16 protein-coding genes and 2 tRNA genes are annotated in these 14305 nt (G+C 53.0%); 13 read left to right on the top strand and 5 right to left on the bottom strand.

The window, feature by feature from the left end; genetic code table 11:
* Window positions 1-13: 13 nt before the first annotated feature.
* The gene (locus tag IPM50_12510; protein ID QQS32465.1) at window positions 14-622 is read right to left on the bottom strand and encodes a hypothetical protein; all 609 of its coding nucleotides are present in this window, start codon (window positions 620-622) and stop codon (window positions 14-16) included.
* A 35-nt stretch (window positions 623-657) separates the two neighbouring features.
* On the bottom strand, window positions 658-2094 hold the full coding sequence (locus IPM50_12505; protein QQS32464.1) for a trypsin-like peptidase domain-containing protein: 1437 nt from the start codon (window positions 2092-2094) through the stop codon (window positions 658-660).
* 104 nt (window positions 2095-2198) lie between these two features.
* Between IPM50_12505 and rpiB the strand changes: the two genes are divergently transcribed.
* From rpiB to IPM50_12440, 13 genes are all read left to right on the top strand, one after another.
* Window positions 2199-2645: a ribose 5-phosphate isomerase B gene (rpiB, locus tag IPM50_12500; GenBank protein QQS34526.1), complete on the top strand. Its 447-nt coding sequence runs from the start codon at window positions 2199-2201 to the stop codon at window positions 2643-2645.
* A gap of 50 nt (window positions 2646-2695) precedes the next feature.
* On the top strand, window positions 2696-3565 hold the full coding sequence (locus IPM50_12495; protein ID QQS32463.1) for a DUF2911 domain-containing protein: 870 nt from the start codon (window positions 2696-2698) through the stop codon (window positions 3563-3565).
* On the top strand, window positions 3562-4593 hold the full coding sequence (locus IPM50_12490; protein ID QQS32462.1) for a low specificity L-threonine aldolase: 1032 nt from the start codon (window positions 3562-3564) through the stop codon (window positions 4591-4593). Before IPM50_12495 ends, IPM50_12490 begins: the two co-directional genes overlap by 4 nt.
* 19 nt (window positions 4594-4612) lie before the next feature.
* Window positions 4613-5515: a glycerophosphodiester phosphodiesterase gene (locus tag IPM50_12485; GenBank protein QQS32461.1), complete on the top strand. Its 903-nt coding sequence runs from the start codon at window positions 4613-4615 to the stop codon at window positions 5513-5515.
* Entirely contained in the window at window positions 5512-6174 is a 663-nt protein-coding gene (locus IPM50_12480; GenBank protein ID QQS32460.1) for a (d)CMP kinase, read from the top strand. The genes IPM50_12485 and IPM50_12480 overlap by 4 nt, the downstream gene beginning before the upstream one ends.
* Window positions 6175-6338: 164 nt before the next feature.
* A tRNA-Arg gene (locus IPM50_12475) sits at window positions 6339-6412 on the top strand.
* Between the two features lie 37 nt (window positions 6413-6449).
* Window positions 6450-6525 (top strand) — tRNA-His (locus IPM50_12470).
* 45 nt (window positions 6526-6570) lie between these two features.
* Window positions 6571-8130 (top strand): S8 family serine peptidase, encoded by a 1560-nt coding sequence (locus IPM50_12465; protein ID QQS32459.1) that lies wholly within the window; start codon window positions 6571-6573, stop codon window positions 8128-8130.
* A 214-nt stretch (window positions 8131-8344) separates the two neighbouring features.
* A complete protein-coding gene (locus IPM50_12460) occupies window positions 8345-9313 on the top strand; it encodes a VCBS repeat-containing protein (protein QQS32458.1) in 969 nt (322 codons plus the stop codon).
* Between the two features lie 65 nt (window positions 9314-9378).
* Window positions 9379-10380: a hypothetical protein gene (locus IPM50_12455; GenBank protein ID QQS32457.1), complete on the top strand. Its 1002-nt coding sequence runs from the start codon at window positions 9379-9381 to the stop codon at window positions 10378-10380.
* A gap of 4 nt (window positions 10381-10384) precedes the next feature.
* A complete protein-coding gene (locus IPM50_12450) occupies window positions 10385-10873 on the top strand; it encodes an adenylyltransferase/cytidyltransferase family protein (GenBank protein ID QQS32456.1) in 489 nt (162 codons plus the stop codon).
* A complete protein-coding gene (locus tag IPM50_12445) occupies window positions 10857-11462 on the top strand; it encodes a hypothetical protein (GenBank protein ID QQS32455.1) in 606 nt (201 codons plus the stop codon). The genes IPM50_12450 and IPM50_12445 overlap by 17 nt, the downstream gene beginning before the upstream one ends.
* A gap of 4 nt (window positions 11463-11466) precedes the next feature.
* Entirely contained in the window at window positions 11467-12183 is a 717-nt protein-coding gene (locus IPM50_12440) for a 16S rRNA (uracil(1498)-N(3))-methyltransferase (protein ID QQS32454.1), read from the top strand.
* Window positions 12184-12185: 2 nt separating this feature from the next.
* On the opposite strand, the gene IPM50_12435 is transcribed toward IPM50_12440, so the two are convergent.
* Genes IPM50_12435 through IPM50_12425 form a run of 3 tightly spaced genes read right to left on the bottom strand, consistent with a single transcriptional unit; the run spans window position 12186 to window position 14303 of the window.
* Window positions 12186-12713 carry a hypothetical protein gene (locus tag IPM50_12435; GenBank protein QQS32453.1) on the bottom strand — a complete coding sequence of 176 codons (528 nt, stop codon included), beginning with the start codon at window positions 12711-12713 and terminating at the stop codon, window positions 12186-12188.
* 52 nt (window positions 12714-12765) lie between these two features.
* The gene (locus tag IPM50_12430; GenBank protein ID QQS32452.1) at window positions 12766-13566 is read right to left on the bottom strand and encodes a site-specific DNA-methyltransferase; all 801 of its coding nucleotides are present in this window, start codon (window positions 13564-13566) and stop codon (window positions 12766-12768) included.
* A gap of 5 nt (window positions 13567-13571) precedes the next feature.
* Window positions 13572-14303, bottom strand: a complete 732-nt coding sequence (locus IPM50_12425) for an FkbM family methyltransferase (GenBank protein QQS32451.1) — start codon at window positions 14301-14303, stop codon at window positions 13572-13574.
* Window positions 14304-14305: the final 2 nt, after the last annotated feature.

Below are 14305 nucleotides of genomic sequence, written 5' to 3'. Positions count from 1 at the left end.
GTAAGTTTTCGCACTAATTCTTGAACGGTGCTCCGTATGCCATCGACGTCAAACCGGGTGCATCGGGCTTTTCATTGAAGGAATACGAAATGATCGGATCGACACTCGTTACCTTAACATTGCCCTTCAGGCGTTTCGCTCCATCGGGACGAATTATGGTGATGATCGCAAGCGTCTTGTCTTTCGGTGCCTTGTCCGCTGCATCTTCGTCCTCGGTCGCAACGTAATCGCCGGGCTCCAATTTCTTACCCGCTGCCGACGCAAGAGTGATGAACAGTGTATGCTCACCTTCTTCCAGCTTCTGCTCAAGCGGATTCTTGAATCGCTCTTCCCAGTTGAAATTGAGATTTTCAGGAGTTCGCTTCAAATAAAGATGGATCGTGTTCACGAACTCCCGCTTCTGTTCCGCCAGCTTTTTGTCATCGGGCATGCGCTCGCCCTTCATTGCAAATATCGACTTGATGCGATCTTCCTCAGCGGGCTTTGCCGCATTTGCGGATGTTTTCGCATTGGCCGCCGGCTTGTTTGCACCGTTATTTGAGGTATTTCCGGTATCGCCTCCGCATGCGGCTGCAAATATTGCCGCAGATAAAGCGATCACCATTGTGAATAACTTGTTCATATGATTTTCTCCCATTTTCAATTGTTAAATTACGATCATGGATTCAGCAGAACGTATAACCTGTCCGCCCATTCGGAACTCGAGTTTTTCAGAATGTCGTACTGGGCCAGCGCCATTTCACGATTTCCGGTCTTAAGATAGGCACGGCCAAGATTAAATCGCGCCTGATCAAAGTTGGAGAAATATCCGAGAGCCGCGTTGAAAGCATCAATGCTCTCGTCGAAACGATTCAGCTCAAAATAACATTCGCCTATCGAATTGTAGGTGCGGGCATCCGGCTTGTAGGCCCTCAACTCCTCGTAAACAGCCGCAGCCTCAGCAAACCGTCTCTTTTGAAACAGCGCCGAGCCCAGCTTTTCCAACGCCGCGGCGTGATCCGGTTTTAGGGCGATGGCACGTCTGTATGAGAGTATCTCCTCATCCGCGCGATTTAGCTTTCCAAATGTAAGCCCAAGCGAAAAATGTATCTCGTAATTATCCTCGTCATAACGCAAGGCCTGACGATAGGCGTCCGCCGCTTCGCGAAACTGCCCGAGTGCAAAGCTCGATGCGCCGATATTCACATACGCCGCGGCCCAATCGGGACGCAATCGAGCAGCCTGTTTTGAAGCCCTCAGCGAATCCGCATGACGCCCCAAAATGCCGTAGCAAAACCCGGCCTGATACCACGCCTCAGCATAGTTCGGGTCGATCTCGGCAGCCTTTTCAAAGAACGGCAATGCCCTCGCGTAATCGTCGCGCGATAGCTGTGCGAGTCCTTGGGAATATGACCGCTCTGCCGCCGACCGCTTGTTCCGCTGCGTTTCTGCGGCCAGCGATGCGAACGACTGCACCTCGCCGACACGCATTTGAAAAATTCGTTCGGACGGCACGGCGAAATTCAGACTCTGTCCCTCGGCAGCCTGCAGTGTTGCCACGCCGATGACCTGCCCCATCATATTTACGACCGGCGAGCCCGAAGAACCGGGGCTGATCGGCGCCGTGATCTGAATGATGCGGCCATATCCTGCAATTTCACGAACTGCGGAAACGATGCCGTTCGAGACGCTGCCTTCCAAACCGAGCGGATTTCCAACCACGACGATCGACTGCCCTTCCTGCGGAACCGACATTATGATCGGCAGCGGTATCGCCATATCCCGCGGCACTTCGACACGCAGCAGAGCTAGGTCGCCCTCACCGTCAACTGCCAAAACGCCGCGAACCGGGAACTTTCTACCGTTCTGCAGATGCACCTCGGCCCTTGCCGCACGGTCGATGACATGACGATTCGTTATTACACGGTCGGGCGCGACAAAAAATCCGCTGCCGCGTGACAGCGACGTATCGCGGCTGTCGTAAGTCTCGATCGCAACAGCTGAAGGCTTGATACGCCTCACAAGCTCAGGCAGATATTCCTGCGGGAACACGCTGCCGGACGCCGTCAGGAGCACCAGAAGCGTCAACAGTAAGACTTTGCGACCACTATCCATTGATAGTGAGATTATATTCCCGCCTCTAAGCTCAGACCAAACCGCTTTTTCCGAAACGAAAGCCGCCTTTTGTCTGGGACTGATACTCGCGTAAAATTATGTTTATGAAAGTTGCGATCGCCGCCGACCATGCCGGCTACGAGGAGAAGGAGAACATCAAGAATGTTCTCGATGAGCTGGGTGTCGAGTACATGGATATGGGAACGAATTCGCCCGATTCCGTTGACTATCCTGATTTTGCACGAAAGGTCGCCGAATCGGTCGCACGCGGCGATTTCGATGAGGGAATCCTCGTCTGCGGTTCCGGTACGGGTATGGCGATCTCTGCGAACAAGGTCCGAGGAATTCGCGCGGCCGTAGCGTGGAATGAAGAAACCGCGCAATTGGCACGTCTGCACAACGATGCAAACATACTCGCGATCGGTGCCAGAACAACGCCTAAGGGCACGATCCCCGATATCGTAAAGGCGTGGTTCACGACCGATTTTGAAGGCGGCCGCCACGCGAATCGAGTGAAGAAAATATCGGAGATCGAGATAGACCATCGTTGATGCCGCTCGATCGGGATTCTTGCGTTTTTAAGAAGGTAAATAAGGAAATTATGAAATTTAGCTTATCGTTGGTTTTTGCTCTCTTACTGTCTACTTTTGCATTTGGCCAAGGCCAGCAGGCACCAAGCCTGAAAGTTCCGGTTCTGAGCCCACTGGCTGAGATCAGTCAGGAAGTGGCTCTAACACAAGTGAAACTCAGCTACGCACGTCCGAGTGCCAAGGGACGCAAGGTCTTTGGCGAACTCGTGCCGTTCGGCGAGATCTGGCGGACGGGAGCGAACGCATCGACCAAACTGACGTTCACCGAGGAAGTCAAGATCGCAGGAAATCCTCTGAAGGCAGGAACCTACGCTCTTTACTCCATCCCCGGCGAGACAGAGTGGACAATGATAATTCACTCCAACCTGCGTCACCGCTCATTGGCAGGCGATGTTTACAAGCAGGAAGAGGATGTTTTTCGATTCAAGGTAAAACCGGCTAAAACCGCTGGATTTGTAGAAACCTTTACCATTGCGTTCACGGACATAACGACAAATTCAGCAAACTTGGCTCTTTCTTGGGAGAATACCGAGGTCAAATTCAAGATCGAATTTGATGTCGATTCGCGTATAAGCCAGCAGATCGCTGAGCTCGAGAAAGCCGAAGGCGGGATGAGCGCGATGAACTACTTCCTCGCCGCCGAGTACAATTTTCATAATGACAAAGACCTCGATCGGGCCCACCGCTGGATCATGAGCTCCCTCGAAAAGAGCCCGAAAAATTCGCGATTCGGACTGCTGCGTGCACGCATCCTGCACAAAGCGGGCAAGAAAGACGAAGCATTGAAGGTGATAGCTGAAGCAAACGCCTGGGCAAAGGAGGCCAACAACGCCAACTACGTCGAACAGACACAGCAGTTCTGGGATTCGATCAAAAAGTGATAGACCTTCGCAGCGATACTGTTACAAAGCCGACCGAGGCGATGCGGCGGGCGATGGCCGCGGCTGAGGTCGGCGATGACGTTTACGGTGAGGATCCGACCGTTAACCGTTTGCAGGAACGCGCCGCTGAAGTTTTTGAAAAGGAAGCCGCGTTGTTCGTCCCGACGGGTTCTATGGGCAATCAGATCGCTGTAAAGCTTCACACAAAACCCGGCGACGAGGTCATAATCGAGGAACGCGGCCACATATTCAACTACGAGATGGGCACGCCCGCGGTGATTTCGGGCGTGATGCTGCGAACGGTGCGCAGCGGTAACGGCAGCGGGCATCTGACGTGGGACGAGATCGCGACGGCTCTCCACGTTGGCCAACCGTATTATTCGTGCCCGACTGGTCTTATTTGCCTCGAGAACACGCACAATTTCGCAGGCGGAAGCGTGATGACTTCGGAACATTGCGCCGAAATTTGCGGCCGGGCACACGATATCAAAATTCCTGTCCACATGGACGGAGCACGGATATTCAACGCATCGATCGCACTGAACGACTCGGTCGTTAACCTTACACGCGGCTGCGACAGCGTTCAGTTCTGCCTGTCAAAAGGCCTCGGCGCTCCGTCGGGATCGATCCTGCTGGGCTCGAAAGAATTTATCACCGAAGCAAGAACCTGGCGAAAGCGTCTTGGCGGCGGTATGCGGCAGGTCGGTATTTTGGCGGCAGCCGGACTCATTGCGCTGGAAGAGTCGCCAAAGCGTTTGCATGCGGATCACGAAAACGCAAGACGGCTTGCTCTCGGGCTTGCAGAGATTCCCGGAATTGATATTGACGTCGAAAGTGTGGTAACAAACATCGTTATTTTCGATGTCGCGGGGACCGGAAAGCCGGCGGAGTCGATATGCGGTGCGCTGCGAAATGATGATATTTTGGCAATTCCGTTCGGCCGCAGGATCAGAATGGTCACCCATTGCGATGTTTCGGGAACAGATATCGACAAAACATTGAATTCAATGAAAAAGGCGGCGGTATAACAGCCGTCGGGAATATAAAATGAAGATACTATCGGCGCTCTTGCTTTTTTCGCTCCTAGGCTTTCCTGTCGCAGAAAATGCATCCGCAGAGACCCAGCGCAAGGTTTCGATCGAGGGTCACCGCGGTGCTCGCGGCCATCTGCCTGAGAATACGATACCGTCGTTCCTACTCGCACTCGATCAGGGTGCGGACACATTGGAAATGGACGTTGTGATCTCGAGCGACAAAAAGGTCGTTGTTTCGCACGAGCCATGGTTTTCAAGTGCCATCTCACTCGACCCGACGGGCCAGAGGATACCGAAAGAAATAGAGCGCGAGCATATCATCTATCAGATGAAGTATTCGCAGGTCGTGCGGTACGACGTCGGCAGCATAGGCAACGCTGAGTTTCCGCAGCAACGCAAGGAAAAGGCTGTAAAACCGCTACTGGAGGATGTGATCAAAAAAGCGGAATCACACGCTAAGAGCAAGAAGTTGCCGCCCGTGAGCTACAGCATCGAGATCAAATCTGATCCAAAGGGTGATCGTCTTTTCCATCCCGAACCGGCAGAATTTGCAAAACTCGTGGTTGATGTCATCACGAAACAAAAGATAGACGGACGCTCGATAATTCAATCGTTTGACGTTCGCGCATTACAGGCGGTCAAGGAGATCGCTCCTAACATGCCGCTCGCACTGCTCGTTTCCGCCGCCGGGCCGCCGCAGGCGAATCTCGACAAATTGGGATTCACGCCGAATACATACAGTCCCAATTTTTCGCTCGTAAATGAAGAGTTGATCCGTTTCTGCCGTGAAAAAGGCATGCGTATCGTTCCTTGGACGGTCAACGAGATCGCCGATCTTGAAAAAATGGCAAAATTCGACATCGACGGCATAATTTCGGATTATCCGGACCGAGCTGTTCAGGTTTTTAGAAAATGATAATCGCCATTGACGGCCCCAGCGGAGCGGGCAAATCCACACTCGGCAAAATGCTCGCTAAACGGTTGGGGCTCTTGTATCTGGATACCGGTGCGATGTATCGTGCGGCAGCATTGGCAGCGGCCAAAGCCGGAGTATCATTAGATGCTCAGGATCGCGTTGTCGCTGTGGTAAGTGAAGCCCACATCGAACTTGAGGGTGAACCTGACAGTTTACGCGTTTCACTGAACGGCGAAGACGTCTCAGCAGCGATCCGAACTCCCGAGGCGGCACAAGCGGCTTCCGTTGTTTCAACGATCTCCGGCGTCCGCCAACGCATGGTCGAACTCCAGCGTTCGATCGGCGAATCTGCTCCGAACGGCTGCGTACTCGAAGGCCGCGACATCGGCAGCGTGGTATTTCCGAATGCGGACGTTAAATTTTTCCTGACGGCGAAAACAGAAGCACGCGCACGACGCCGTTTTGAAGAAGACAACGCCAAAGGCCGCGAGACGACATACGAGAAGACACTGGCAGAGATCAGCGAACGCGACCGTCGCGACAGCACGCGAAAAGATTCGCCGCTCGTCAGAGCCGATGGTGCGATCGAGATAGACACCAGCGATCTCGGCCTCGACGAGGTCTTTGGTCTAATGCTCCGGCTCATTGAAGGGGCGTGAATGGGCTTTTTCGGATTCACGTTTCGGCGAGAGGCAGCTTGGATGCTGTTGTTGAACTCGTGGCCGCTTGCTCTCGGCCTTATCGCGGCGATCGCGATCTACTTTGCGAAAATGTTTGACTAATCCGCCCTCAGTCGATAACATGAAAAGTTGCTTTTTGTTGTGCTCCCGTAGCTCAGCTGGATAGAGCAACAGCCTTCTAAGCTGTGGGTCGCAGGTTCGAGTCCTGCCGGGGGCGAGGATCGAACCGAGGCCAAACCTCGATTGATAATGTGGCGGCTATAGTTCAGCGGTTAGAGCGCCTGATTGTGGTTCAGGATGTCGAGGGTTCGAATCCCTCTAGCCGCCCCACTTAATTTTCATAACTTCCCCTCTAATTTGCCCCACCGTTTATTTATGCCGGGCAGACTTTCAAGTTCTTTCGCCCTCTTTATCGTAATCACCGCTCTCTTATTTGGGGCGCCGGATTCCCGTTCACAAACTCTGATTCGGCCTGCTTTTGCATCTGACGAGATACTGGTCAAGCTCGCGGATCTGTCGATAAACGATGCCGTCAAACAGTTGAACAGGCGGCACGGAGCTTCCGTTGCGGAAACCTTCAGCGACCTTGGCTGGATGCGGTTGAAACTGGCACCAGGCACATCGATCGAGGACGCCGTAAAGACATATGCCCGTTCAGTTCACGTCATCGCCGCACAGCCGAATTTCTACTATTATCCGCAGCTCATCCCAAACGATCCGCAATTCAGCCATTCCGGCCTATACGGGCTTACAAAGATCGCCGCTCCTGCTGCTTGGGATCTGACGACCGGCAGTTCTACGGTCGTGGTAGCGAATATCGACACCGGCATGCGTCTAACGCACGAGGACCTTGCAGCAAACATCTGGGTGAATCCCGGCGAGATCCCCGGGAACGGAGTTGATGATGACGGCAACGGATTCGTTGATGATGTGAACGGCTGGGATTTCTTTTTTGACGACAACGACCCTTCCGACGAGAACAGCCACGGGACGCACGTCGGCGGTACCATCGGTGCGGTCGGCAACAACGCGATCGGCATAGTGGGCGTCAACTGGAACGTAAAGATAATGCCGATCAAGATCTACAATTCGACCGGCAGCGGAACTACGTCGGCGATGCTGATCAACGCCTACAACTATGTGCGGATGATGAAACTTCGCGGCGTGAACATACGCGTGACGAACAATTCATACGGCGGCTGCGACGAGGCGTGCGGCTACGACCAAGCGACCAAAGATGCTATCGATGCTATGGGAGACGCAGACATCCTTAATGTATTTGCTGCCGGGAACAGCGGGACGAACAACGACGGAATACCTTTTTTCCCCGCGAGCTATGACAGTCCGAGCATTCTGGCCGTCGGCGGCTCCGACCAGGACGATAATCGAAGGTACAATTTCGGTGCGAATTCGGTCGACCTCGCAGCTCCGGGCTCGCTGATATACAGCACTGTTCACACATCAAACAGCAGTTACGGCACAAAAAGCGGTACTTCAATGTCAACGCCTCATGCTGCGGGAGCAGCGGCATTACTTGCAGCATTCGATCCGTCTCTTTCTGCACTATCTCTCAAAGCCACATTAATGAAGACGGTCGATCAGTTGCCGGCTTTCACGGGTTTCAACCGATCCGGAGGACGTTTGAATGTCAGCCGCGCCCTGAATGAACCGGTCGTTTGCACTTTTCAACCGAACAGCGCCGAGATCGTCGTTCCGACCAAAGGTGGTTGGTACGAGATGAGCGTCACCGCGCCGCAGTTTTGTGATTATTCCGTCAGATCCGGAACGAAGTGGGTGCATATTACCTCTGAAAGTACGGAATCGGGGAGTTCAACCATAAAATTTCGTGTGGGCGTCAATCCGACCATAAATCGATCGGCTGTGATAAAGATAGGCAGTGGAACCTTCACGGTTTCTCAAAAACGTAGTAAATAGGTGCAGGGAATAGACTTTTTTGCTCAAAAAACCGTCTAATCTGTTACTGAAGACGAGCTCGGCGACACTGTTAAACATGGAAATGCTTGAACGGTAGGTGCAGGGTTCAATTTTGTTGCAAACCGTAGAGAAAGAATGCTAACATTCGATATCGTCTTTTATCGCTTGGCTGCTGCCTTCTCGATCGGCGAACGATTAATCTAGGAAGTAAGAAATGAAAGCAAATTTGATTCGTTTTGGTAGGTACTCTGTTATAGCGCTTGTAGCTCTATTTATGGCAGTGCCGGTATTATCGCAGCTTAGCCTACGCAAAGCTCTGGATTACGATGGTGACGGCAGGGCCGATTTTGTGATCTTCAGACCGAGCAACAATGCTTGGTATTCACTACGTAGCGGCGGCAGTGTAGCGATAGATGGCTGGGGTCTTGCTGCTGAGGATTTTATGGTCCCCGGCGACTATGACGGCGATGGCAGAGGTGATTTAGCTGTTTGGCGAGATACCAATGGCCTCTTCTTTATCATTAACAGTTCGAACGGTACGGTCAGCATCGCGTCATGGGGAATTTCCGGTGATGAACCTGTGGCCCGCGACTACGATGGTGACGGCAGGACCGATTACGCTGTTGTACGCCGTACAGGCGGCTCGATGGTTTGGTATATCCTCCGAAGTTCGGACAGCCAGGTTCAGGTCGCATCTTGGGGACTTTCGACAGACTTCACGGCACCTGGCGACTACGATGGCGACGGGAAATTCGACTTTTGCGTGCAGCGGCCGGGCCCGACACCGACCAGTCCCGCAGTATTCTATGTACTGACCAACGGCACTTTCAATGTAAGCGTCGTTTCGTGGGGATGGGGCAACGACCTTGTCGTACCCGGCGACTATGACGGCGACGGCAAGACCGATTTCGCTGTTGTACGCGAAGGCTCTACAACAAATTCGCCGCTCATCTGGTACATAATTCGCAGTTCGGACAACGTTCCGATCGGGGTCTCTTTTGGCGACACCGGCACTGACCTTAACGCTCAGGCTGACTATGACGGTGACGGTAAGACAGATATAGCGATCTGGCGTGACACTACAGGTCAGTTCTGGTACCGAAGCAGCATTAACAATGCTTTCAATGTGGTCGCTTGGGGATCGCCGAACGACTATCCCGTTGCAAGTTACGACACACATTGATTTTTTGCTGACGCTTTTGTTGAAATGGTTGGGGCATAAAAAGCCCCAACCGTTTTTTCATTCAAATGTCGAAAGACCTCGAAAATTTCATCAACAGATTCTCAAAACTCCGAGTCGCCATCGTAGGCGACGCCGTAGCTGATCAGTTCCTCACGGGCCGCATCGCCCGTGTTTCCCGCGAAGCTCCGGTTTTTATAATGAACCATGAGCTGACCGTGACCGTTCCCGGAGGGGCCGGAAATGTTGCGGCAAATGTCGCGTCACTCGGCGGGCACGCATCAATGCTGTGTTTGATAGGGACAGATGAAAACGGGCGCAGCCTTACTTCAGCATTGTCGTCCGCGGGCGTTTCAACTGAAGGCATCGTTGCAAACGAAGGCGAAACGACGGTAACAAAAGTACGGGTGATCGCCGGACATCAGTACGCTTCGCGGCAACAGGTCATCCGTATCGATTATCTTAACAATGGGCCGCGTTCCGAGCTCGGCCACAAGCTGCTGTCTACCAGGACCGTCAATGCCTTAAGCGAAGCGGACGCCGTGATAGTGTCAGATTATGGCTATGGCACCGTCAGCGCGGAGCTTTTTTCCGAGATCCGCGACCTTGCGGGCGAACGCTCGATACCGTTGACCGTGGATTCCCGGCACAACCTGACCGCATTTTCGGGAGCCCTGTCAGCAACTCCGAATCGTGAAGAGGTCGCCGAGATCCTCGGCGATGATTTCACATCTGAAGATTGTCAGGAACTTCGCGAACGTCTCGGGCTTCAGGCACTGCTCCTGACGAACGGCAACCGAGGCATGTCGCTGTATCAGACCGGCGGTGAGCCCATCACGATATCTGCCTTCGGGCCAACTGAACCTGTCGACGTGACCGGTGCAGGTGACACCGTGATAGCTGCCTATACGCTCGCCCTCGCGTCAGGGGCATCTTTCGAAGAGGCCGCTAGATTGGCCAATATTTGCGGCGGGCTCGCTGTCATGAAACGCGGGACCGCGGCGGTTCCCGCCGGCGAGCTTTATGATGCTGTTCAAGGCAGATCGGGTCCAATTATCGATGCCGCCTAAGTGTATGCCGAACTATTCAGCCCCGATAGTCAACATTGACGATGCTGTCGCGATCGCTCAGCGAGCCCGTAGTGATGGCAGGTCTGTGGTTCTCGCAAATGGCTGCTTTGACCTTTTTCACGTTGGACACATCCGATATCTCCAAGGTGCGAAAGATAAAGGCGACCTGTTGATAGTCGGGATCAACTCAGACCGCCAAACTGCGCTGCTGAAAGGTGAGGGCAGGCCGATCATGCCCGAAAATGAACGTGCCGAAATGGTTGCGGCATTGAAATGCGTCGATGCGGTAACGATATTCGACGAACCTACGGTCGAGAAGCTGCTGAGGGCGATTCGACCGGATATGCATGCAAAAGGAACCGACTATACGGCTGAATCCGTTCCTGAAGCAGAGATAGTTGCTGAGATAGGAGGAAGAGTAGTGATAGTAGGCGACCCGAAGGACCACTCAACGACCGAACTTCTCTCAAAGATCAATGCGGCACGTGACTGATCAGGATTCAATTCAAAATTGGAACGCCCGGACAAAAGATGAACTTATCATCGAGGTTTGGGAATATTTGGACTGCGAGAGCGTCGGAGCCAAGGAGATACTTCAGATCGAATCGGTCTTGAAAGAGATATTCGGCGAATTTGCGGTCGATTCACCTATGATCACGGCCCGCAAACTAGCCGACGAAGGAGCCGAACTTCGGCATCCTGAGATAATGTCGCTTTACGTCAAGCGTTTCACGCAACAGCCCCAAGCCGCAGAAGAGCGCGGTGTCGGCAAATTTGAGACGCTTAGAGGCTCGCTTTCATCAATTCGAAATCTGGAGAATATGCGGCGGCGCTACAAGCAGATCGGCGATAAGAACGGCCTGCGTCACTCTCGGCAGATCGCACTCGATGCCAAGAAACGTTCGTTGGAACTTTCAGAGGACGAAGCTCTGGCGGACGTTGAGCGGCACTCCTATAATGAGATCGCACGTTGGCTGACCGTATGGCTGCAAACGCCTGACGCCTTCGAGGATTGGGTGTTGCTGCGGCTAGGATCGGCAGAGTTTCGCGAACTTTTCGGAAGGCTCGGCGAAGCCGAATAGGAATATGCGACGTTTTTACGCATCGCCCGATTCGTTTGAGGGCAACATGGTCCATCTAGACGAGCACGAGAGTCATCACCTCTTCAGCGTACTGCGTTTGAAAGTGGACGATGAGGTTGATCTGTTCGACGGCGAAGGCAGGGAATTTCGTTGCCGCGTGGCATCCGCGGCAAAAAGAATAGCAGCCCTAGAGATGCTTCAGCGAGCCGAACCTTCGGCTCCTGAATCGCCACTGACAATTTCGCTCGCCGCCGCGTTGATGAAAGGCGACAAGACCGATCTTTGTATTCAAAAGGCTGTCGAACTCGGCGTCGCAGCCTTCGTCCCCCTGATAACCTCGCGTACTGAGAAGCTTCCCAAAAACCTCGAGAAACAAATGTCCCGTTGGCATCGCATCGCTTTGGACGCAACAAAACAGTGCGGCAGGGCAAAACTGATGTCGGTCAGTGAACCCATCGAATTTTCGGAGTTTATTTCGAGAGTTGAGGGAAAATGCCTTTTCTTTTCAGAACGCGGCGGCGGAAATATGCCGGCCACAATTACTGACAGTATTACTGTCATTGTCGGTCCCGAAGGCGGATGGGAAGATGAGGAAATCGAAACAGCGAGACGGGATCAAAGCATTGAATTGGTCACGCTCGGCGGCAGGATCATGCGTGCCGAAACAGCCGCAATAGCGTTAACAGCGATCGTCCAGCATCGTTTCGGCGACCTAAAATAAGCCTACTTGGAATTTCTCGCACGGTAATACGAATCGCCCCGCTGGGTCAATCCGGCCTTGCCGGCGAGCGTCTGCATCAGCGAATCAAGCACTTCTTTCTTGTCTATCTTGAAGCTTGCCGTGCCGTTCACGGCGACGTCCGGATCGCTGAACTGAACTACCATGAACCGCCGCTTTTCTTTTATGAGGCCCGCCAGTCCCGCACCCGGCAATGGAATATGCCTGACAACATTGCCGGTAGTTGACGTTACGGACTGCGAGTTCGGATAAAGGACAAGGAGAGATGCATATGGAAGCCCGAAAAGCTCTTTCTTTTCTTTGTTCAGGAAGATGACCCTCTCATTCTCATCATCCATACGCAGATAGCCGCTCTCCTTCTTGCTGTAGCCGAACATCCCGCCCTCATAACGAGCCTCGACGGTTTGCGGAGAAGTCTGTACCTGCTTAGAATTCTCAGCAGGACGCGGCTGTGCTGACGCGGAAACTGACAAGAAAAGAAAAATGAACGCAGCAAACACCAATGACTTCATACAATTCGATCTCCCTGACAATCAATAGACGCTCGGCGAAACAGAATAGTTGTTATTTTACTGCTGCTCTTTTTGGCTCTTCCACGTAATGAGCGATGCGACTTTCTGCTATATCAACATATTCCGACGATATCTCAGAGCCGATCCATCGCCGCCCAAGCAGATGCGAGGCTTTTGCGGTGGTACCGCTGCCCATGAACGGGTCGTAAACTATGTCTCCCTCATTCGTCCAGGTGGAGATCTGATCTTCGGCAAGCTTTTCGGGGAATATCGCAGGATGCTGAAATGCCACCTTATCCCGAGAACTGGAGGTTCCGACGTTGTAAAAGAAAATGTTGTTCAGCTTACGCTCCTTTGGAGCGACGTGGTCGTGGGCAAGGTCGTTTCGGCCGACACTGGTTATGCGAAACGATTTGAACGCCTTTTCCTGCTTTATCGGCATGGTTAACGGGTTGAAAGTTTTCGGCTGCCCCTTAGAGAAGCAGAACATATATTCGAAACACTGACGGTAACGCTTTCCGCAGTCGCTCGGTATCGGATTGTTCTTGGCATATATCATCGTATCGTGAACCTTGAAACCCGCCTCGCGAAACGCGAACGCGTGCTTAAAGCTCGTCAGCGTCTCGTCGCCGTTCACCGTCCTGTCTCCGACGACCCAAATCACAACCCCGCCATCAGCAATCACGCGATACAATTCGACGGTTATATCCTCGATCGGAAAATGGTATCCGTTGTAGTCACGCAGGTCGTCGTATGGCGGGCTGGTGAGCGTCATGTCTACAAAACCGTCCTGCATACGCCGCATGGTTTCGAGGCAGTTTTCGTTGTAAATCTCGCCGAGTTCGATATTCATAAAAATTACTGTTTTCGAAATTCGCAAAAGAATTCGTCCGATTCACCGTCCATCAGCGGCTCGCACGAGTATCCGAATAAGCTGAGCCTTTCAATACAATCGCGTTTGAGTTCAGGTGAGTGTGTTGAGAGGAATATCTTGGGCCTGGCTGTTCGAAGCGTCCCTTCGCCGCCTTTCAGGACCGCCATTTCGGCTCCCTCAACGTCGATCTTCATTACGGTCGGCTCACGTCCGATCCGCGATGCCACCTCGTCCAAAGTTATGGTCTCGACTTCGAATTCGCGTCCGCCTTTGACCGTTAGGCCACCCATTGCAGGGTCGCTTCCCTCAAAGAACTTCGCGGTTCCCGACGCGTCAGATATCGCAAACGGAAATATCTGCATATTCTCCGCCGCATTAAGTTCTTTGTGTTTTTCAAGGAATGAACGGTTCCGGTCGAGCGGCTCGAATGACACAACAAGACCGCCCTCTCCGGCAATGCGCGATGCCAGTATCGAGTAATATCCTACGTTCGCACCAACGTCGAAAAAGACGTCACCCGATGAGATCTCGGAGGCCATGCGCTCGGTCTGTTCAGGCTCCATATCCCCAAAATAAACGCTTGCACCGCCGCCCTCGCCCGACAATGAACCGAGAATGAAACGGGCTCCTATTAACGGCCCGCGGATAACCCGATAAGGCCGCCGCGGCAGCAATTTGCCAAAGATGAATCTGCCAACGCTGCGAGCCAAACCCATAG

It is taken from the genome of Acidobacteriota bacterium, assembly GCA_016700075.1.
Classification (GTDB): Bacteria; Acidobacteriota; Blastocatellia; order Pyrinomonadales; family Pyrinomonadaceae; genus OLB17.
The sequence above is the reverse complement of the archived record's forward strand: the minus strand, read 5'-3'. Positions and strand labels throughout refer to the sequence as shown.